Consider the following 18,780-nt stretch of genomic DNA (forward strand, 5'->3'; position numbering starts at 1 on the left):
GGCGCCGGTCACCGGAGGCGTCGGCCGCGGAAACCCCTGCGCATCCGCTGAGCGCAGCGGATTCCTGACGCCGGCGACCTCGTCGGGGTCGCACGCGCACCGGGTGGCGTGACGGCCGGCGCCGCCCTTGCCCCGTCCGCGCCGAACGACCGGTCGACGGCCCGCAGGCCCGGGGTGTGCGCCGGCCCGCAGGCCCGGGTGTGCGCTGTGCCCTTCCTGGTGGCCGTTGCGCCACGTCGCGGGCCAGTCGGCGGCAAGGCGCCTGGCCCCACCCCGTCGTCCGCGCGCCGTGACTGCGGCGACCTCACCGAGGACGGTCCCGCCCTGACGTCGGCTTCCAGGGCGGCCCCGGCGCGGTCCCGTCGGGCGTCACCGCAACGCCCGCCGGTCGAAACGGGCGCACAGAACCCTGCCAAAGAGTGACTGCGGTCCTCGTGGTGATGAACCGCGCATATTCGTGGCGCCCTCGGAAAACCGGGAGCGTGTCGCGGGCGGAAACAGGCTGGTTCAGGGGCGCTGGGTCCCGTTGCCCCTTCGTGGACCGGATGCCACCCGGACACGTCGCCGCAGCGCCGAACGCGCACTCCGCTTGTCCGTGACGCGGACGGTCGGCGATGTCGCGGCCCCCATTGTCCACTTCCGTGGACTGCATCTTCTCCTTCTGAACAAAGCAAGTGAAAGGTCAAGGCCTCGTGGTGATGAACAGTGAGAGCGGCGGAACGCCGGAGCAGGTTCTCAGCCTGTGGGAGGGGTTGGGCGGGGGAGCCCGGCAGGTACGTCTGGTCCGCCGCCGGTCCGACGGAGCGGTCGGAGACCGTCAGGGGTTCGGAACCCCTCCCGAGGGCGGTCGGGGCGGCGATGAAGCCGCGGCTGTCGGGGCGACGGATGCCCTCCTGCCGCCGGACACGGACACGGACAGGGACACGGACACGAACCGGCCCCCGGCCCTGTCCGCGGCGGATGCCGCCCTCGCCGACGGGATGCGAAGGCGCGCGGTCCTGCCCACGCTGGAGGACGTGGCGGTGCACTGGGACAGGGCCTGTCTTCGGGCCGGCCGAGCCGTCTCCGCCCTGAACGCCGCCTATGGTCAACACCCCTCCGTCGTGGCGGTGGTGGCCGACGGGGACCTGGTGGTCGTCGTGCTGCGCGTGGTGGACCTGCGGGCCTGGTACGTGTGGCGCTCCGCGCTGCACGTCCGGCCCGAGGAGGTGGCGCTGTGCGGCGAATCCTGTGTGGGGACAGGGGTCCACGACGGCGTCGCGGTACGCCTGATGGGTCTGTGCGTGCCCGCCCTCCTGGAGTCGCAGGCCGCCTCGGCGGCCGAGCCCTACCGGCTCTGGGACCAGGTGTACGACCTCGCTCTGCCGCACCTCGACAACCAGGGGCACGAGTGGCGGTACCACGGGACGCGGGCGCCGGACGGCATTCCGCTGCTGTCTGTCACAGGACGCGATGAACGCTGTCGCCTGACCAATGTCGTCGGGCAGATGGGGCCGCTGGTCCCCGTGTTCCCCATGCCGCTGGGAATGCCGACGCAGGCGGGGGACGGAGCGCTGTGACACCGCAGCCGTCGGCACCTCATCCGCCGCCCGCCGAAGAGTTCGTCCCCGTGCCACCGGCGGTGACCGTGGAAACTGCGCAGGGCAGTCCGGCCACCAGTACCGTCTCCTCGGTCCGCTCGCCGAGCGGAGCGTTCACCAGTGCGGAGCTCGACACCCGTATGAGGGTGCTGGGTGCCACACCACCGGGCAGCGGGCGTGACACGCTGCGGGCGGAGACGATCGCGCTGCTGCTGCCGCTGGCCCGGCGGCTCGCCCGGCGCTATCAAGGGCGTGGTGAGCCGGACGACGACCTCTATCAGGTCGCCTGCGTCGGAGTCGTGAAGGCCGTCGACCGCTACGACCCCACCAAGGGGCACGCATTCCTTTCGTTCGCCGTGCCGACAGTGACGGGGGAGATCAAGTGTCACTTCCGTGACCGCACTTGGAACGTACGGGTACCTCGCCGTATCCAGGAGGCGCAGGCCCGCGTACGGCACGCGCAGCGGGAGCTGGAACAGAGCAGACGCTCGGCGGATCCGATGACCACGCGGGAACTGGTCACGCACACGGGGCTGCCGGAGGAGGACGTGACCGCCGCACTGGAAGCCGTCGGTACGTACTTCGCCTCCTCGCTCGACGCCCCGCAGGGCCGTGGCGCCGACGTGCCGCTCGGTGAGACCCTCGGCGTCGAGGAGCGGGGCATCGACCTGGTCGTCGACTGCCTGGCGCTGCGCAACGTCGCGCACCGGCTGACCGACCGGCAGCGCCACATCCTTTACCTGCGGTTCTTCCAGTCGATGACGCAGAAGCAGATCGGCTCGGTGCTCGGCCTGTCGCAGATGCATGTCTCCCGGGTCCTCGCACGCACCTTCGATCAGCTTCGCAGGGAACTGCTGCCTCCTGTCTGAGGACGGGGCCGCAAGGACCGTTCCGGTAGCGCCCGGTTGACCGTCATTCGGTGGCTGCGGAGCCGCGGTCCCGGTCTTCCGCTTCCCAGCCCTCCGCGACGGCCCTGGCCAGCGGGGCGGGAGCGCCGACGGATGACAGGTGGCGCACCAGCGTGGCCGGCGCCGACGTGTTCAGCTCCTCCTCGCTGTAGCCGATGACCTGCCAGTGGGCCGCTGCGGCGACCACGTCCCGCGGCAGGCCGAGCCCGACGGCGAGTGCGGACACGAGCCGCGGCTCGACCCGGAACCCCTCGTCATTGACGATCTTGCCGAGCAGGGACTTGCTGGGAGCCCAGTGCGTCTCCGGGTCGACGGCGCGTTGCGTGAACTCCCGCAGGCTCCACCGTTTCCCCCTTCCTACAGCCGACTTGACCAGTTCGGTCAGGGCGTTTCGCTGGGCAGGGTATGCACTTCCCACTCGTGATGACTCCCGTCGATGTGGATCGGTTCGGGATGAAGGGTAGTGGTCCACGTCCCCGGGACGAACCAGGTGAGAGGCTCTGCGGCGCCTCGGGCGCCGGGCTTGCGGATCGAGCCGGTGGGGCAGGGGGCCGGGCCTGTCCTCGCCCGCACCGGATCAGCGGGGGCGGCAAGGACGTGAGGAGTCGGCTGTGTGGTCGATGGTCCGGCCGGAGGGTGCGGCGGCGCGTCGCGCGTCTATTCGTACCCACTCACCGTGTGCCTCGACCATACCGATGTCTTCGACGACCACCCTCAGTGGGTTGCCGGTGCGGAGGGCGGCAAACCTGCCGCCCTCCATACTGGCCGATAAGTGCGGGCGACCGTGCTCGACGCGTCCCGGAAGACCGCACGTCGGCCTGAGGCGGGGAAGTGGGGAGGCGGACGCCCACCTCGCGCACGACCTGGCGTCCGTGTCCACGCAGACCTCGAGCCGCATCGACGCGGGCGACGACCTGCGCGTTCCGCGCAGCCACCCCGTCGGTGCGGCTGCCGGCACTGCCGCACGGCCGGTCCACTCCGCAGTCAGCGCAGAGGCGCCTCCACGACCCCGGGGCACTCGTGTCCCCGCACCACCTCACGGAAGGCGTCTGGCGCGGACTCGCTCAAGGCATCATCGGACCGTGCGCCGCAGGGGCGCTCGCGCACCGCCCGTCTCCGCGGACGGGGAAGGCGCACCACGCGACGGCACCGTTGTCGCCGAACCCCCACTGTCCGCCCAGCCCGCCGATGATGGCGTCCACGAGACGCAGGCAAGGACGGGTCTCAGGCACCGGCGGACACCCCGACGTCCAGTAGCCGGCGACCTCGGCGCGCGCTGTGCCGCCGGAGCCGACGAGAAGATGCAGACCGGTCTCCGGACCCGTGCCGTGCAGGACCGCCAGAGCGAAGAACTCGGAGACCACGAGCACGGCGTCCTCGAGCCGGGGCCCGGGCACGCCGAGCGCTTCGCCCAACCAGATGCGCGTCAGACCCCGTGCCACCGTGGCGCACGCAGCGGCACGCGGCAGTCGCACGATGGCCTTGGGGGCCGGCGGGGCTTGCGGGGCCGGCGTGGGCAGGTTCTCCCTGGTGAGCACAGTACGGGCCTTCTGGGTCTTAAGCTGCCGGGGACGACAGGGGTAGCCACGATCGGAGCCCCTAACCGCTGTACGGCAGGCGAACACCTGGTCGATCAGCGGAGGCAGTCCCGGAGCCGCGGGGGCGAGCCGGTCACCTCGTGGCGACACAGGGTGCGGAGGGTGTCGTGTCACCGCCCCGCAATCCGCGACTGACCCCACCGACAGCTCCGCCTCACGGGTCCTCGCCTTCGGGGGACAGTCCGGCGTAGGCGCGTAGGACCGGGCGGGTGCTGGGAGGCCGTACTGGGTGAACTGCTGGTGGAGGTCGGAGTCGAAGGACACGGGTTGGAGGTCCGCGGTGGTCAGCAGCTCGGCCAAGACCTTCAGCAGCTTCTGGCGTCCTGGGGAGAGTTAAGTGAACGCCGGTACGGTGGCCGGGGGTCGAACAGGGATTCCGGCAGGCCTCCGGTGCGGGCTGCCAGCGGTGCCGGCCTCCTCGGGGAACCAGCCGAGGAGGTAGGCGGTCTTGCTGCGGGTCTCCGGGGCTGGGGCGCCGACCGGGCCTGCGACCAGCGAGGGCGAGGAACGGCTCGGCGTACGGAGAAGCCGAGTACCGGGTGCGCTGGTGGAAGATGTCGCTGAACAGGCTGCGGAAAGCACTCTCCCGGGCGAGCCGTCCCTTTCAGCCCGTCCGCTCGTCTCATCTCAGCCGACGAAGCACACAGGCAGATCAGACCGTCGCCGTCAGTTGCTGCGCTGCGGGAACGGCCTGCACGAACTCCAGGCCGGGGTGACCTTCCAGCGGCTGATCCGTCATGAACCGCGCCAGCACGTCACTGAAGTCCCGGGGCCGTTCCAGGTGAACGACATGCCCACTGCCCTTCATGACCGCCAAAAGCGCTCCCGGGATGCTGGCAGCCACAGCCCGAGCCCCGGCTGTCGGGCACAGCCGGTCGTGTTCGCCGCTCAGGCATAGCGCCCGCACGCCCCGGATCAGGCCAGGCTCCCCGAACGGATGCTGCAGGAGCCGCCTGTTGGCGGCGATGTAACGCACTGTGTCAGCTGGTCCAGCCGCCGCCAGTACCCTGCGGAGCACCTCTGCCGCAGCATGCGGGTGCGCCGCGAGGCACGACGCGTCGCTGCACACCAGGAGGTCCACCGCCCGCCGGGCGAACTCCTCGGTCCTGCCCGCCCGTAGCAGGTCGTTGACCTGAGTGATCGCCAACCGGGCGTCGTCGGGCAGTGTCTGGGTCGACCCGACGAGCGCCAGCCTGACCACGCGATCCGGGTAGCGCTGCGTGTAGCGGTAGGCGATGGCCGTCCCGTAGGAGACGGCGATGATGTTCACGCGTCCCAGCCCAAGTGAGTCCAGGAGATGTCCCAGCGCATCGCTCATGAAGTCGAAGCCGTAGTCGTCGGGCAGATCGTCGGCGGTGCCCAGACCGGGGAGTTCCACGCTCACCACCGTCGCCGCCGCAGTCCAGGGGCGCTCCGACCTGCGGTTGGAATGCATGTTCTGGTAGGCGCCACCCAGCACCACGATCGGCTCGACCTGCGGGTGCGGTTGCTCCACGATGCGGCACCCGAACGTGAACCCCCGGTACTTCACTTCCCGGATCGACTCCTGCGACATGACGAACCCCGTTGCCTCGGCGATGACTTCCCAGCAAGAACGACCTGCAACAGCGTCAGTCACGGCAGCCCCCGGCCGTGGTGGGTGTCCGAGCGGAGAACGGGAGACGCACCGCCCAGGTGCGCAAGGTGGTGAGGGCCGCGGCGACGGTGGCGAGGGGATCAAGCAGGTGGAGGCGCGAGTGAGGGCGCTGGGCCAGGTACCGCCTTCGATGCGGGCCAGTGAGACGGCGGCGGCGCAGCCATCGACGTGAGACGGTGGTGACCGCGCCGCCGAGGAAGACGACGGCGTCGGTCACGGCAAGTTCCCTGGACAAGGCGGGGGTGTGGGTGGACAGGGACGAACGCCGCGGAAGGCCGCTGCGCCATGGTTCACAGCGCCGAACATGAACACGGGCGCACACACCACCCCGTCGGACCAGCACATGCACGACTTGCCAGACGAGCGTGGGGCACGCGCCCAACTGTGCCCCTGGGATTCCGCCGACCAGTCGGGGGCTCGGCGGGGTTCACCTCATGGGTAGTACGGCGTGTGGGTGATGGAGGAGATCTTGAGGTAGCGGGCGCCGTCAGACGTGGCCCAGGTGGAGGAGTCCGGGTTGCCGGGCCAGTCACCGCCGACCGCGATGTTGGCGATGAAGCGCAGTCCCGTCCCGGCCGGGGTCCGGTACCAGGTGGTGCCCGTGATGTTGCCGTCCACGGCGAAGTCGATGTGGTCCGGGAACCAGCTGAACGAGTAGGTGTGGTACGCGTTCGTCCAGCCGGAGGAGTTTGTTCTGGAGAACTGCTGCTGGGCGTTGTTGACGTCGTGGGACGTCTGGTAGACGACACCCGGGTTCTGCCCCACGATCTCAGCGGCGTCGAACTCGGGCAGCCACGGATTCAGGTACGCCGCCCATACCGCCGGCAACAGCCCCCGCCCGTTGGGCATGTTGGCGGTGAAGCTGTAAGTGCCGTACCCGTACCGCGCCGTCGACTCCACACGGCCTGAGTAGTAGACCCCGCCCCCGGCGTTGTACGCCTTGATCACCAGTGTGTTGCCCTCGTACCAGACGCAGTCCGGACGGTACGTCTGCAGCTCGTTGTTGGCGGTCCATCTCGCGTTGATCTTGTTCCAGGAGTTGACGGTCACCGGGGAACCCCAGGATGCGGCCCGTGCGGTCTGCGCACCCAGCATCAGCGCGGGAGGCACGGCCAGTGCCGCACCGAGTATGCGTCGGCGGCTCGGCCGGCGAGAGGGAAGGGTCATCGCAGCTCCATTGCTTGGATGAACGATGCGTGGTGGGAGCGGTCCCACGCTCCACCTGTCCGTGGACTGTAAGAGTCCGTTTGACCTTTGACAAGATGTGCCGCAAAGATCGACGCGTTCCTTTGGTAGTTGAACGAATCGGGTGGTCAACTGGCCAAGTCGGCTGATGCCGACCCGTCCTGGCCGGTTCAGGCGGCTTGGCGGTCAGGGTGCCGGGGCGGTCAGGACGGCCTTGGCGGCCAGCCGGAGATTCCTGATCATCGGATTCGGGTCGCCCTTGCGGCTGACCAGGACAACCCGGCTGGGGGGAGCGCCCTCGACCGGGACGGTGACGAGACCGGGACGCAGTGAACTGCGCCGATCGCCGACCGGCAGCACGGCGATGGTCCTGCCGCTCGCGACGAGTTCGAGCTTGTCCTCGTAGCTCTCGATCGGCGGCACGCCGGCCCCGAGGATCCGGTAGGAAGCCCAGTCCTCGGTCTCGAACGCGCACGGCGCCGCCTCTTCGCCGGCCAGTTCCTCCGCGGTCACCGAGGCGCGGTCGGCCAAAGGATGGCCGTCCGGCACCACGAGCATCCGGGGCTCCTCGTACAGCGGAGTGATGATCACGTCGTCGTCGACCAGCGGCAGCGGGACCCGTGCGATCAGGGCGTCGACGCGCTTGTCGGTCAGTGCCCCGACGTCGCGGCAGTTCAGATGCCGGGTGGCGATCTCGGCGTCGGGGTGACGGTGGCTCAGTTCCCGCACGGCTGCAGTGATCACCAGGTCCTCGACGTAGCCGATGGCGATGCGCTCGGTCCGGACTTGTTCCCGCACGGTCAGTTCTGCCTGGCGGGCGGCCTGCAGCAGGGCCTGGGCCTGGGGGAGAAACGTCTGGCCGGCCGGAGTGAGTCGGGTGCCCTGGGGGGTGCGGTCCAGCAGTCGTGTGCCGAGATATTTCTCGAGCCGTTGGATCTGACGGCTCAGCGCCGGCTGGGCCAGGTGCAGGTCGGCGGCGGCCCGGCCGAAGTGCTGGTGCGCCGCCACCACGGTGAAGTAGCGCACGAGCCGCAGTTCCAGGTCCTGTCCGAGGTCGTTCACCCTTGCAGGGTACGCGTCATGCCGTTTCGGAATGATCCGGTTGCCGAACCGGTCTTGGACGGCCCTGCCGTCTCGGGCTTTGACTCAAGGAGCAACGTTTCCCGAAGAAAGCGACAGGCGCGATGAAGGCGATTCAGTTCCACGCGGCGGGCGGGCCGGAAGTTCTGCGGTACGACGAGGTGCCGGTTCCCGAGATCGGCCCGGGCGAGGTGCTCGTCCGGGTGCACGCGGTGGGCATCAATCCGCCGGACTGGTACCTGCGTGAGGGGATGAAGGTCATGCCGGCCGAGATGAGGCCGGCGCTGGAGTTCCCTCTGATCCCTGGAACGGACATGTCGGGCGTGGTCGAGGAAGTCGCTCCGGACGTGCGGGGGTTCGCCGTTGGTGACGAGGTCTTCGGCATGCTGCGGTTCCCCGGATTCGACGGCCGGACGTACGCCCAGTACGTGGCCGCGCCGGTTTCAGACCTGGCTCACAAGCCGACCGGTATCGACCACGTGGAGGCGGCCGGTGCGCCGATGGCCGTGCTCACGGCCTGGCAGTACCTGGTTGATCTCGGCCACGACGTGCCGTCTCCCTTCACCGGCCAGGTGCACCAGCCGGTGCCGATCACGCCAGGCATGACCGTGCTGGTCAACGGGGCCGCCGGGGGAGTGGGCCACTTCGCGGTGCAACTGGCGAAATGGAAGGGGGCACACGTCATCGCGGTGGCCTCAGGCCGGCATGAGCAGTTCCTGCGCAAGCTCGGCGCCGACGAGTTCATCGACTACACGACGACGCAGGCAGCGGACGTCGTCAGCGGTGTCGACCTGGTGATCGACACCGTCGGCGGCCCGGACAGCGCACGCTTCCTGAACGTGCTCAAGCGCGGGGGCACGATGCTTCCGGTGTTCTTCGCCCAGTACGACCCGGAAGAGACGGCACGTCTGGACATCACCGTCTCGAACATCCAGGTACGTTCCAACGGCCCCCAGCTCGCCGAGATCGGACGCCTGTTCGACCAGGGCACACTCACGGTCGGGGTGGACAGCACCTACCCGCTGTCCGAAGCGGCCGACGCACACACGCGAGCCGCGCAGGGCCACATCCAGGGCAAGATCGTACTGACGGTGGCCTCGTGATCGCCGAACTCCAGCAGACGGTGGTGGACTACGCCCACGCCCTGGACGAGCTGAATGTGCCCGAGCTGGAAACGGTCCTGACCGAAGACACCGTCTGGACCTTCACGATGCCCGGACAGGGGATGCTCGGCCCGGTCGCCGGACGCGCGGCGGTGCTCGACTTCATCCGTGACGGACACATGGCCCAGACCGGAAGGGTGCGGCACCACATCGGCAACGTCGTGGTCACGGCGACGGACGCCGCCACGGCCGAGGTGCGGGCTTATCTGCTGCAGACGAGAAACACCGGCGAGAGCATTCAGATGATCTCGACCGGCGTCTACACCTTCAGCCTGCGACGGTCCGACGTCAGGTGGCGGATCGCAGAGCTCGCCCTGACACTGGACAACGCCCTGTAGGGCGAGGCCAGGCACTGCGCCCCTCTTGCTTGCCGGGACGACATTCGTGATCTCGGGGCGGCCCATGCGTCCCAGCCGGGGGCGGCGGCCGACGGAGGCCACGGTCTCGCCGACGGCGCCGAGCAGGGGGCCGCAGTGCAGGCCGAACACTGGTCCGGTGTGGTCGCCGACCTGGAACAGACCCTGCTCACCACCGCGGCGACCGGCCGAATCCGGAAGCGGTAGGTGATCGCGTCGGAGAACAGCGCGGTGGAAGCGGCGGCCGGAAACACATAGCTGGGGAACGCGAGTCGTGAGACTACCTGCGAGTAGCGCGTTGACAAGCCGGAACGGCAAACTGATGATGTAATCAGTTATGCGGAGATGGTCAGACAGCCGGACTCATTCTGCTTGTACATCACCCCGCGATGCCCTATTTGTGACGGCAAGCGAAGTATTGCCGCCCGCTCCCGAAGAGAGGCGCCATGAGCGAGACAGACCTGCACGCCAAGTTCCAGCAGTTCCCCGACGCGGTCCGCCAGAAGGTCGAGACCGCACTGTCGGACGCCAAGATCGCCCTCAAGCTCAAGGCTGCCGAGATCCTCGCCGACAAGGAAGAGATGGCCGAACACGCCGTCACCACCGCCGGCCGGATCGGCGCCAAGAGCGGTGAGGTGTCCGAGCTGACGACGATCCTGCCGCTGAAGCCGAACGGCGCACAGCGGCTGCGGAAATTCTTCGGTCTGCTCGGCGGGAACCTGGCGGGCGCCGGCCAGGTCGGGACCCTGCACAACATGCGGTTCGTGTTCCTCGAGAACGACACGAAGCTGCTGTTCGCGACCGCCTTCGACGGCGAGTGGGACCCCTACATCGACGACTTCGCCACCAAGATCCCCGACATGATGGACTTCCTGTTCGAGAACGTCGAGGGCTGGCCCGGCATCACCTCGCCGGACGTGAAGGACTTCATCGTCAAGTACCAGATCCCGGCCGAGGCGTGGTTCGTCGCCCACCCCAACCTCACCGTCGCGGAGGGCCACCGGCTCAAGCGGCAGGAGGCCGCCGTGCAGCGTTTCCTGTCGGACCTCAACTGAAGGCCGGCGCACCATGCCTTCCCCGCTGTTCCGGCGGCTGCGCCGCCCGCCCACCCTGGACCTCGACGACATCCAGGCGACCCTGCTGCGGGCCCGGCCCGAGCCCTACTTCGGCACCCACGCGATCCTGGAGATCACCGAACCGGCCGCGGGCAGGGAACTGCTGCGCCGACTGGCGCCCAGGGTGACCTCGGCGGCGCGCTGGGACGAACCGCAGCCGTCCTGGCTGGCCGTCGCCCTCAGCTACCAGGGTCTGGTCGCCCTGGGGCTGCCGGAGGCCTCACTCGCCTCCTTCCCGGCCAACTTCCGTGCCGGGATGGCCGCCCGCGCCGAGCGGCTGCGCGACACCGGCGTGAACGCGCCGGACCGCTGGGAGTTCCCCTTCGGCACTCCGCGCGTGCATGCCGCCGTCACGGTCTACGCCGCGAGCGAGGACGACTGGCGAGCCGAAGTCGCCGCGTACGAGAAGGAATTGGGCGAAGTCCCGGGCGTCCGGCTCCTGTCGCACCAGGACTTCGCGGCCGACGGGTTCAACGTCTTCGGCTACCGGGACGGCTTCAGCCAGCCGGTGGTCGAGGGCAGTGGCGCCGAACCCCTGCCCGGCGACGGACGGCCCATCAAGGCCGGTGAGTTCGTCCTCGGCTACCCCAGCGAGACCGGTGTGCCGCTGCCCGTGCCGGCTCCGGATGTTCTGGGCCGCAACGGCACGTACGTCGTCTTCCGCAAGTACCACTCCCACGTCGCGGCCTTCAACAAGTGGCTGCACGACAACGCCTCCACCGAGGCCGAACGCGAGCTGCTGGCCGCCAAGTTGGTCGGCCGTTGGCGCAGCGGCGCCCCCCTCGCCCTGACTCCGGAGCGCGACACCCCCGCGATCGGCGAGGACCCGAACCGGATCAACGACTTCGACTACTCCGCCGACCCGCGCGGACTGCGCACCCCGCTCGGCTCCCACATCCGCCGGATGAACCCGCGCGACACCAAACTCACCGTCCTCACCGACGTCAACATCCGCCGGATCATCCGGCGCGGCACCTCCTACGGCACCCCGCTGCCCCCGGACCGCCTCAAGGACGACGGCGCACCGCGCGGCCTGGACTTCATCGCCCTCGGCGCCCGCGCCATCGACAACGTCGAGTTCCTCCAGAGCGAATGGGTCGGCTCCGGCAACTTCATGGGCCTGGGCAAGGAGAAGGACCCGATGATCTCGCTCCAGGACAAGGGCGCCTACTTCACCGTGCCGGGGACTCCGCCGCGCCGGGTGCAGAACATCCAGTCCTTCAACACCCTGCTCGGCGGCGAGTACTTCTTCATGCCGAGCCTGTCCGCCATCCGCTGGCTCAGCGGCACCTGACCCCCCACCTCGCGCGGAGACACTCCCCATGACCTCGTACGTCCGCTACAGCCCTGACCTCGAACAGCCCTTTCCGGACGAGGACGAACTCGTCCGCCAGGTCGTCGCGGCCATGGGCAAGGCCAACCAGCAGGTCGCCGACAAACACCGCCACGGCCTGCGCGACGCCCATGCCAAGAGCCACGGCGTCCTCGCAGGCGAGCTGCGCATCCAGCCCGACCTGCCCGCCCACCTCGCCCAGGGCCTCTTCGCCGCACCGGCCACCTACCCGGTGATCGTCCGCTTCTCCTCCGCCCCCGGCGACCTGCGCTCCGACCAGGTACCCGTCCAGCGCGGCCTCGCGATGAAGGTGATCGGCGCCCCCGGGGCCCGCGCTCTCGACGACGGCTTCACCACCCAGGACTTCCTCCTCGTCAACCACCCCACCCTGCCCTTCGGCAACATCGCCGAATACGCCAAGCTCCAGGGTCTGTTGGAGAAACAGCCCAGCCAGAGCGACCAGCAGCTCCAGCTCACCGGCGCGGCCGCCCGCGTGGCAGCCAAGGCCCTCACGCGCGTCGGACGTCCGCTGCCGCCCGCCGTCGAGACCCTGGCCGCCGCCAACGACCACATCCTCGGCGAGACCTTCCACTCCATGGCCGCGCTGCGCTACGGCGACCACGTAGCGAAGATGTCCGCCGCACCCCGCTCGGCGAACGTCCGGGCCCTCACCGGCAGCCACGTCCACAAGAAGGCCGGTGAGTCGGCCCTGCGCGACCTCGTCACCGACTTCTTTGCAGACAACAGCGCCGAGTACGACATCCGCGCCCAGTTGTGCACGGACATCGACCGGATGCCGGTGGAGGACGCCTCGGTCCTGTGGCCCGAGGAACTGTCACCGCACCAGACCGTGGCCGTGCTGCATCTGCCCGCCCAGGACGCCTACAGCGACGCCCGCCGCCGCTACGCCGACGACGTCCTCTCCTTCAGCCCCTGGCACGCCCTGGAGGCCCACCGCCCACTGGGGTCGATCATGCGCTCCCGCCGCGCCGCGTACCCGGCGTCCAGCGACTTCCGGCACCGCTTCAACGGCATCGAGCGACAGGAGCCGTCCGACATCAAGGAGCTGCCCGCCTGACCAGGTTCCGGCCGACCCTGGATGCGTCTCCGCGGGTCGGTCGGAACGTGCGTACCAGAATGAAGAAGTCCCGCGGTCACGTCCCCACCCGTATCGCCCGCGCCGCCGAGGATGGGGGTGGGGTGTGTCCTTTTTGACACTCCTTGACAGGGCGCGACCGGCTGACCGTTTCACTTGCTGGGCCGGGCGGGGGCGAGCGAGGTCAGTCCCATGTCGATGAGGCGTGCTGCGCGTCGGACGTCGGCGCTTACGAGTTCGTGCAACTGCTCGGGGGTCTGGACGCCGTTCAGGTGCCTGCGTAGCGCCTGGAACTGGATGGGCCACAGGGCGAGCAGGGCGGTTGCGGCGATCTGTGGTTCAGGGTCGTCCGGGCTCATCTCATTGCGCTCAGCCAGGACTTCGGCGGCTACGGCGACCTGCTGATCAGCCATGTCGCGCTGATAGGCCCGCAGGGACGGGGTGGATCTGATCAGCATGCCGAAGCGCAGAAGCATGTTCTTTGCCTGGTCCAGGTCATCCTGTTCGGTCAGCCAGGACGTGATGCCCGCCAGCTCGCCGGACAGGATCTTCAGCACGGCCTCGACAGGCGACAGATCCGGATCGGCCAGCGTGGTCCGCAGGGAGCCCAATGTGACCTCGCCCAGGTCCAGGACGAGGGACTCCTTGGTGGGGAAGTAGTTGAACACCGTCTTCTCCGACACCCCGCAGGCTTCGGCGATCTCGGAGACACGCACGGCGTCAAAGCCCCGTTCCATGAACATCTCGGTGGCCGTGTCCGACAGCTGCCGCCGCAACAGCCGCTTCTTGCGCTCTCGTAGTCCCTCAGCGGCGGGTTCCGCGTCGCGACGGCGCAAGGCCGTCCAGTCCACAGTGCGCATGCTCATTCGTGCAGCGTAGTCCAGCCTTCATAAAAGTTCTGTCGCTATAAACTTTTATTGACTGTAAGTATATGCTGCGCTTGACGCCCATGCCCGAGGAGCCCGCCATGAGCACCATCCACATCGTCCGCGACTACCCTCACCCGCCGCAGAAGGTCTGGCGCGCCGTGACCGATCCAGAGCTGATCCCGCTCTGGACGGCCACCGGCGCCGGTGCACGCCCGGAGGGCTTCGCGGCCACGCCCGGCACCACGTTCAAGTTCATCGCGAAGCCGAAGCCGGGGTGGAGCGGCGTGGTGCTGTGCGAGGTGCTGGAGGCGCGTGAACCCTCACTGCTGCGCTACTCCTGGCAGGACGAGGGCGGCGGCGAGGTGACGGAGGTCGCCTACCGACTCGCACCGCACGGCGGCGGGACCCGTTTCACCTACCACCACACCGGCTTCACCGGCACCGGAGGATTCTTCATGGCCAAAATCCTCGGCACCGTCCGCACCAAGATGCTCACCAAGGGCCTGCCCGCCGTGCTGGGCGACCTCGGTGACGACGGCACCCTGCACCCGGGCAGCACCTTGCGCCCCAGGCGGGACTAGCAGGGCTGTGAGAGGGCGAGCGTGAACATCGCGGTGGTGCGCGTCGATGCGTAGTGCATCACGGACGGCGCGACGTGTTCGGTGTGTGGAGCCTGGTCGAACCAGGTCCCCGGTTCCTAGCTGCGGTTTCCTGCTGATGTGCCGAGCGCCGGGCGAGGCGTTGTTCTGCCTCTGAGCAGTGGGGCATGCCCTGCGGGCCGGGCCGGCGCCAGCCTGGCATCCGTCCTGGGGATGTCCATCAGCCGCCGTACCGTCCGTCGCCTGGTCGACACGCTTCCCGAGCCGGACGTGCCCGTGCCGCGGGTGGCCGGCGTCGACGAGTACCCACCCGCAAGGCCCGACACTACGGCACGTTTCTCGTCGACATCGAGAAGCGGCGCCCCGTCGACCGGCTGTCCGACCGGGAGGCACCGACTCTGGCCGTATGGCCGGCACAGCGGCCCGGTGTCGAAGTCGTCTGCCGCGGTCGCGCCCCGCTCTTCGCCGAAGGCGCCGCCGCCGGGGTGCCGCAGGCCGTCCAGGGCGCGGACCGGTGGCATCCTCGGCACAACCTGAGCGAGGCCGCCGAGCGAACCGTCACACAACACCGCCGCTGCCTGTGCGTCCTGATCCCCGAGGCACCTGAGCCCGAGCCTGAACAGGCCCCGGCGGAAGAGGCGGCCGGCTCGCCCTGACATGACCAGCCGCGCCGTCAAGCGGTACGCCGACGCTACCAAGCCCGAAGACCTCTTTACGGGTCAGTGGCAGACGCGGCCGTCCGTCCTGGACGAGTACAAGACATACCTCGACGACCGCTGGAGCGAGGGGTGCACCAACGCCTGGAACCTCTGGGAGGAAATCGTCCCGCTCGGCTACAAGGGCAGCTACCAGCGCGTTCTCGCCTACCTGCACCAGAAGCGCACCTCACCGGGCCCCTGACCGCACGGCCGCCCTCCCCCGGGGCCGTCGCTGGGCGGATCCTCCGTCGCCCGGAAACCCTCACCGAGCCCGACCAGTTCCACCTCAAGACCGTCCGGGCCCATTGCCCCGAACTGGACGACCTCACCCGCCATGCCCGCTCCTTCGCGACCATGCTCACCGAGCGCAAGGGCGAGCGCCTGCCGGACTGGCTCGACGCCGTCCGGCATGACGACCTACCCAGCCTCCACACCCTCGCAGCAGGCATAGACGGCGACCGCGACGCCCCCATCGCCGGCCTTACCCTGCCCTGGAACTCGGACCCCGTCGAAGGCCATGTCAACCGGATCAAGATGCTCAAGCGCCAGATGGTCGGCCGCGCGGGCTTCGCCCTCCTGCGAAAACGAGTCCTGCTCGCGCTATGACGCGGGTTGTCTGCTCAGATGCCGAGCAGCACAAGTCTGGCTGGAACACCGGAGGTGATCAACGCCCTCAAAGGAGTCGCAAGGTCGCGGGGGGAAAACAGGTCCGGACCGTCATAACTGGCGACTTCCCGTGGGTGCCACCAGTCCAGCCCGGTGATGTTCTCCGAGGCGAGCTCGTCGTCGGACAGCGCCCCGCGCGGGTTGAAACCCGCAGTGCGCACGAGGAAGTAGTCATTGACGACGCCGTCGTAGCCAGCTGCGTGCCCAGGCGCCACCACTTCCTGGTGCCACACGTGCGGGGGATCAGTCCTGACAGCGAGGCCCACCTTTTCCCGCAGTTCGCGACGCAATGCGGCAAGTGGTGTCTCATCCTGTTCGATTCCTCCGCCCGGAGCCGCCCACACCACCGTTCCTGCGGGCTCTGGAATCGCGAACCGACAGAGAAGGATGCGGTCGTCCTCGTCGAGGATGATCGCGCGTACTGAGTGACGCAGGTTCACGGATGGCATCCAGACACGCTAACCACCTTGGTAATGGCGAGGTGATGGAACAGGTGGGCCGAACCCAGTAGCTCTCCACAGAAGCCCACCGACTTGCCGAAGAGCTCCGGTCCTGAGCATGCCCAGCCCGGTGCTGGGACAGGCAGGTCCGGAGTGCGGCTCAGTTCGCACGCTGAGAGGTTGAGGCGAGGACACAGTCGGACGGCCACGGTGGGGCTGGCGTAGGCGGGCCCCACCGGCAGATGATCGGCCGGACCCGCCTCGACGCTCCGCACATCCGGCCCGGGCTCGTGCAGCCACCCCGACCCGGCTCCTGAGAACCCTCTCACGGCACCGACGGTCGGTCCGGGACTGTCCGTCAGGAGGAGTCGATCGGCGTTCTCGACGGTGCTGCGCCGGCGGAGTGGGCCGTTGAGAGTGACGATTCCGGCACTGACATGGACGGTCACCTTGGCGGCTCCAACGTGGGCGCCGACTGCGAGTACAGCATCCAGGTGATCTCGTTGGGCGGTAAGGGCCAGTACGCCTACGTCGTCAACGACACCGGCGCACCAACTTCCGGCACCGACACCATCCCGTCCAAGATCACCCAGTTCCCCGTGACGGACAGCGGGTGAGCTGGTGCTGGCCGTCCTCGTCACCGCCGCGAACGTGCCCAGCACCACCGGCGGCACGCTCCTGCTCGACGACCTGGCCAGGCGGTGCGCGACCCCAGGATCAGTCAATGCACGTCAGTGCGAGGACCGGCAGGTGTTGCGGTGGGCGATGTCGAGGACGAAGCGCTCGGGGTGGTGCAGGTGCTTTGTTGTGTAGGAGGGCTTGCTGTTGAACGCGGCACCGAAGCTGACGACGCCCTCGAAGTCGCCGGTCAGTGCGAAGCCCTTGAGTTTCGGGAGATTCAGTTTGATCAGGCGTGGGCCTTTGTAGACGTTCCTTCCCGCGTTGTTGTGGGCTGCGGCTGGGGAGAGCTTGATCTCCAGGAAGTGTTTCCCGGCCAGCGGGACCTTCTTCCCCGAGCTGTCGTAGCGGAGCTCCTTGACGCGCGTGACGGTGGTCGGCGGCAGTTTGCCCTTCACGTCGATGACGACCCGGTCGAAGGAGCAGTGACCGGCGATCCTGGCGTTGACCACGAGACTCGTGGACGGTGCCGGGGACGTGGCGGCCGCGGAGGCCGACGCTGCGGTGCCGACCGGCAGGAGTGCGCTCGCGGTGATGGCCATGAGGCGATGGCGGTTGTGCATGACGCCCCCTATGAGACGTCGGGGACTGGTGGTCACAGTATGAGACATATGTGAGGGTCATACGGTTGCATGCTTTGGCGAATGTGTCTCATGTACTGAAATGTGATCGCCCACCGCGGGCGCCGACCGCGTCGTCGCACCACCTTGTTCACACGAACAACCCCGAACAGCGCCATGCCGGGCTCACGCGAGCTCGCGTCACCGAGCGGGAGGGTGAGTGACACACAGCCGAGCCCTCACGCTAGGGTCAGCGGCGAAAACAGGCCAAGGGTAGACGCGGCGGCGACATGCGGGGTTACGGCGATGTCCGTTGCACCACCGGCGATGCGTGAAGAACTCACGTGGAGGTGCAACTGACGGCGGCCGAAAGTCGTCCTCTGCGAAGAACCGCGAGGCACAACTGCAACTGGGACAACAGGGGGGACACATCATGAACGTGACGCCGAGGAAGAGCCGGCGCAGACCGGGCGTTGCGCGAGCGGCCGTACTGGGAGCCTGCGTGGCGGGGGCATTGATCCTCACCGGATGCAGCGGCAAGGGCAACGGCGGCGGTGACACGACGGGTTCGGGCGCCGGCGTGAGCCCGACGAAGGCGGGGGGTACCGGCGGCGAGGCGACGGGCACCGGTGCGGTGGACGAGAAGCCGAGCGCCACGGCGTCCGCCGGTTCGGGCTCGGGCAGCGTCGGCAAGACCCCCGGAGCGGTTCCGATCGCGTCCAAGGCCCCCGTTCCCGTGGCGTCGAGTGCTGTTGTCGCCGACGACGGCTGTGACCACAAGATGCCGATCTCCCCTGACGAGGTCGCGGTCTACCGGTACACCCCCGAAGGGGGATTCCTCAGCCTGATCGTCAAGCACGGCAACTGGGGTTGCGGAACGCCCGACTCCGACGGCGCGCCCTTCGAGACGGTCGGCAAGGAGACGTTCATCCCGATGGACCAGGCCGCGTACGTCACGGTGACCAATCCCATCGTGGAGAGCACCGAGAACCAGCCTATCGGCGTGCAGGAGTTCCTCGACTGGCTGGAGGCGCACCCGAACTCGGGGCTCGTCTTCACCTACCACCTGGGTGCCGACGGGGCCATCGACCGCCTCGATGAGGTCTTCACTCCCTGACCGCGCCGTGCGGGCGTGCTCCGCGATGCGCGCCCGCCTCCGGTACAGGTACGGGCACGACGGCGCTGTCGCCGTCGCGCGGTCGGGAGAGACCGTGCGACGG

21 protein-coding genes are annotated in these 18,780 nt (G+C 68.8%); 12 read left to right on the forward strand and 9 right to left on the reverse strand.

Annotated features, from left to right (window positions below; all coding sequences use genetic code 11):
* Positions 1 to 698: 698 nt before the first annotated feature.
* Positions 699 to 1,559, forward strand: a complete 861-nt coding sequence (locus ACFULQ_RS43625; protein WP_383555838.1) for a BN159_2729 family protein — start codon at positions 699 to 701, stop codon at positions 1,557 to 1,559.
* Between the two features lie 62 nt (positions 1,560 to 1,621).
* The gene (locus ACFULQ_RS43630; protein ID WP_383555794.1) at positions 1,622 to 2,449 is read left to right on the forward strand and encodes a SigB/SigF/SigG family RNA polymerase sigma factor; all 828 of its coding nucleotides are present in this window, start codon (positions 1,622 to 1,624) and stop codon (positions 2,447 to 2,449) included.
* Between the two features lie 43 nt (positions 2,450 to 2,492).
* On the opposite strand, the gene ACFULQ_RS43635 is transcribed toward ACFULQ_RS43630, so the two are convergent.
* The 6 genes from ACFULQ_RS43635 to ACFULQ_RS43660 form a co-directional block, all read right to left on the reverse strand.
* A complete protein-coding gene (locus ACFULQ_RS43635) occupies positions 2,493 to 2,906 on the reverse strand; it encodes a hypothetical protein (protein ID WP_383555797.1) in 414 nt (137 codons plus the stop codon).
* 646 nt (positions 2,907 to 3,552) lie between these two features.
* Entirely contained in the window at positions 3,553 to 4,026 is a 474-nt protein-coding gene (locus ACFULQ_RS43640; protein ID WP_383555798.1) for a hypothetical protein, read from the reverse strand.
* A gap of 712 nt (positions 4,027 to 4,738) precedes the next feature.
* Positions 4,739 to 5,704 carry an alpha/beta fold hydrolase gene (locus ACFULQ_RS43645; protein WP_383555801.1) on the reverse strand — a complete coding sequence of 322 codons (966 nt, stop codon included), beginning with the start codon at positions 5,702 to 5,704 and terminating at the stop codon, positions 4,739 to 4,741.
* The gene (locus ACFULQ_RS43650) at positions 5,697 to 5,939 is read right to left on the reverse strand and encodes a hypothetical protein (protein WP_383555803.1); all 243 of its coding nucleotides are present in this window, start codon (positions 5,937 to 5,939) and stop codon (positions 5,697 to 5,699) included. Before ACFULQ_RS43650 ends, ACFULQ_RS43645 begins: the two co-directional genes overlap by 8 nt.
* 215 nt (positions 5,940 to 6,154) lie before the next feature.
* Positions 6,155 to 6,889, reverse strand: a complete 735-nt coding sequence (locus tag ACFULQ_RS43655) for a family 16 glycosylhydrolase (RefSeq protein WP_383555806.1) — start codon at positions 6,887 to 6,889, stop codon at positions 6,155 to 6,157.
* Positions 6,890 to 7,093: 204 nt separating this feature from the next.
* Positions 7,094 to 7,969 carry a LysR family transcriptional regulator gene (locus tag ACFULQ_RS43660; protein ID WP_383555809.1) on the reverse strand — a complete coding sequence of 292 codons (876 nt, stop codon included), beginning with the start codon at positions 7,967 to 7,969 and terminating at the stop codon, positions 7,094 to 7,096.
* A 122-nt stretch (positions 7,970 to 8,091) separates the two neighbouring features.
* Here ACFULQ_RS43660 and ACFULQ_RS43665 point away from each other — a divergent pair, with 122 nt between their 5' ends.
* The 5 genes from ACFULQ_RS43665 to ACFULQ_RS43685 all read left to right on the forward strand — a co-directional run bounded on the left by ACFULQ_RS43665 (position 8,092) and on the right by ACFULQ_RS43685 (position 13,032).
* Positions 8,092 to 9,090, forward strand: coding sequence for an NADP-dependent oxidoreductase (locus ACFULQ_RS43665; RefSeq protein ID WP_383555811.1), 999 nt, complete (start codon positions 8,092 to 8,094; stop codon positions 9,088 to 9,090).
* Positions 9,087 to 9,488, forward strand: coding sequence for a nuclear transport factor 2 family protein (locus ACFULQ_RS43670; protein ID WP_383555813.1), 402 nt, complete (start codon positions 9,087 to 9,089; stop codon positions 9,486 to 9,488). Before ACFULQ_RS43665 ends, ACFULQ_RS43670 begins: the two co-directional genes overlap by 4 nt.
* A 464-nt stretch (positions 9,489 to 9,952) precedes the next feature.
* Entirely contained in the window at positions 9,953 to 10,561 is a 609-nt protein-coding gene (locus ACFULQ_RS43675) for a hypothetical protein (RefSeq protein WP_383555815.1), read from the forward strand.
* Between the two features lie 13 nt (positions 10,562 to 10,574).
* The gene (locus tag ACFULQ_RS43680; protein ID WP_383555817.1) at positions 10,575 to 11,915 is read left to right on the forward strand and encodes a Dyp-type peroxidase; all 1,341 of its coding nucleotides are present in this window, start codon (positions 10,575 to 10,577) and stop codon (positions 11,913 to 11,915) included.
* Between the two features lie 28 nt (positions 11,916 to 11,943).
* On the forward strand, positions 11,944 to 13,032 hold the full coding sequence (locus tag ACFULQ_RS43685; protein ID WP_383555819.1) for a catalase family protein: 1,089 nt from the start codon (positions 11,944 to 11,946) through the stop codon (positions 13,030 to 13,032).
* Positions 13,033 to 13,202: 170 nt separating this feature from the next.
* Here the strand turns inward: ACFULQ_RS43685 and ACFULQ_RS43690 are convergent, their stop codons facing one another.
* Positions 13,203 to 13,916, reverse strand: a complete 714-nt coding sequence (locus ACFULQ_RS43690) for a TetR family transcriptional regulator (RefSeq protein WP_383555821.1) — start codon at positions 13,914 to 13,916, stop codon at positions 13,203 to 13,205.
* A 101-nt stretch (positions 13,917 to 14,017) separates the two neighbouring features.
* Here ACFULQ_RS43690 and ACFULQ_RS43695 point away from each other — a divergent pair, with 101 nt between their 5' ends.
* From ACFULQ_RS43695 to ACFULQ_RS43705, 3 genes are all read left to right on the forward strand, one after another.
* On the forward strand, positions 14,018 to 14,500 hold the full coding sequence (locus tag ACFULQ_RS43695) for an SRPBCC domain-containing protein (RefSeq protein ID WP_383555823.1): 483 nt from the start codon (positions 14,018 to 14,020) through the stop codon (positions 14,498 to 14,500).
* A 675-nt stretch (positions 14,501 to 15,175) separates the two neighbouring features.
* Positions 15,176 to 15,418 (forward strand): hypothetical protein, encoded by a 243-nt coding sequence (locus tag ACFULQ_RS43700; protein ID WP_383555825.1) that lies wholly within the window; start codon positions 15,176 to 15,178, stop codon positions 15,416 to 15,418.
* A 152-nt stretch (positions 15,419 to 15,570) separates the two neighbouring features.
* On the forward strand, positions 15,571 to 15,822 hold the full coding sequence (locus tag ACFULQ_RS43705) for a hypothetical protein (protein WP_383555828.1): 252 nt from the start codon (positions 15,571 to 15,573) through the stop codon (positions 15,820 to 15,822).
* A 14-nt stretch (positions 15,823 to 15,836) separates the two neighbouring features.
* On the opposite strand, the gene ACFULQ_RS43710 is transcribed toward ACFULQ_RS43705, so the two are convergent.
* Positions 15,837 to 16,331 carry an NUDIX domain-containing protein gene (locus ACFULQ_RS43710; protein ID WP_383555831.1) on the reverse strand — a complete coding sequence of 165 codons (495 nt, stop codon included), beginning with the start codon at positions 16,329 to 16,331 and terminating at the stop codon, positions 15,837 to 15,839.
* A gap of 428 nt (positions 16,332 to 16,759) precedes the next feature.
* On the opposite strand from ACFULQ_RS43710, the gene ACFULQ_RS43715 reads away from it, so the two are divergent.
* Positions 16,760 to 16,939, forward strand: coding sequence for a hypothetical protein (locus tag ACFULQ_RS43715; protein WP_383555841.1), 180 nt, complete (start codon positions 16,760 to 16,762; stop codon positions 16,937 to 16,939).
* Positions 16,940 to 17,053: 114 nt separating this feature from the next.
* On the opposite strand, the gene ACFULQ_RS43720 is transcribed toward ACFULQ_RS43715, so the two are convergent.
* On the reverse strand, positions 17,054 to 17,563 hold the full coding sequence (locus ACFULQ_RS43720; protein ID WP_383555833.1) for a hypothetical protein: 510 nt from the start codon (positions 17,561 to 17,563) through the stop codon (positions 17,054 to 17,056).
* Between the two features lie 499 nt (positions 17,564 to 18,062).
* Between ACFULQ_RS43720 and ACFULQ_RS43725 the strand changes: the two genes are divergently transcribed.
* Entirely contained in the window at positions 18,063 to 18,677 is a 615-nt protein-coding gene (locus ACFULQ_RS43725) for a hypothetical protein (protein ID WP_383555835.1), read from the forward strand.
* The last annotated feature ends 103 nt before the right edge of the window (positions 18,678 to 18,780 follow it).

Origin of the sequence: Streptomyces sp. NPDC057253 (assembly GCF_042669125.1) — a bacterium.
GTDB lineage: Bacteria > Actinomycetota > Actinomycetes > Streptomycetales > Streptomycetaceae > Streptomyces.

What these genes read in the sequence shown, in the direction of transcription:
- ACFULQ_RS43625 (WP_383555838.1), top strand. Translation starts at nt 699, where the DNA reads ATGAACAGTGAGAGCGGCGGAACGCCGGAGCAGGTTCTCAGCCTGTGG.
- ACFULQ_RS43655 (WP_383555806.1), bottom strand. Translation starts at nt 6,889, where the DNA reads ATGACCCTTCCCTCTCGCCGGCCGAGCCGCCGACGCATACTCGGTGCG.
- ACFULQ_RS43665 (WP_383555811.1), top strand. Translation starts at nt 8,092, where the DNA reads ATGAAGGCGATTCAGTTCCACGCGGCGGGCGGGCCGGAAGTTCTGCGG.
- ACFULQ_RS43675 (WP_383555815.1), top strand. Translation starts at nt 9,953, where the DNA reads ATGAGCGAGACAGACCTGCACGCCAAGTTCCAGCAGTTCCCCGACGCG.
- ACFULQ_RS43680 (WP_383555817.1), top strand. Translation starts at nt 10,575, where the DNA reads ATGCCTTCCCCGCTGTTCCGGCGGCTGCGCCGCCCGCCCACCCTGGAC.
- ACFULQ_RS43685 (WP_383555819.1), top strand. Translation starts at nt 11,944, where the DNA reads ATGACCTCGTACGTCCGCTACAGCCCTGACCTCGAACAGCCCTTTCCG.
- ACFULQ_RS43690 (WP_383555821.1), bottom strand. Translation starts at nt 13,916, where the DNA reads ATGAGCATGCGCACTGTGGACTGGACGGCCTTGCGCCGTCGCGACGCG.
- ACFULQ_RS43695 (WP_383555823.1), top strand. Translation starts at nt 14,018, where the DNA reads ATGAGCACCATCCACATCGTCCGCGACTACCCTCACCCGCCGCAGAAG.
- ACFULQ_RS43700 (WP_383555825.1), top strand. Translation starts at nt 15,176, where the DNA reads ATGACCAGCCGCGCCGTCAAGCGGTACGCCGACGCTACCAAGCCCGAA.
- ACFULQ_RS43705 (WP_383555828.1), top strand. Translation starts at nt 15,571, where the DNA reads ATGCTCACCGAGCGCAAGGGCGAGCGCCTGCCGGACTGGCTCGACGCC.
- ACFULQ_RS43710 (WP_383555831.1), bottom strand. Translation starts at nt 16,331, where the DNA reads ATGCCATCCGTGAACCTGCGTCACTCAGTACGCGCGATCATCCTCGAC.
- ACFULQ_RS43715 (WP_383555841.1), top strand. Translation starts at nt 16,760, where the DNA reads ATGGACGGTCACCTTGGCGGCTCCAACGTGGGCGCCGACTGCGAGTAC.
- ACFULQ_RS43720 (WP_383555833.1), bottom strand. Translation starts at nt 17,563, where the DNA reads ATGCACAACCGCCATCGCCTCATGGCCATCACCGCGAGCGCACTCCTG.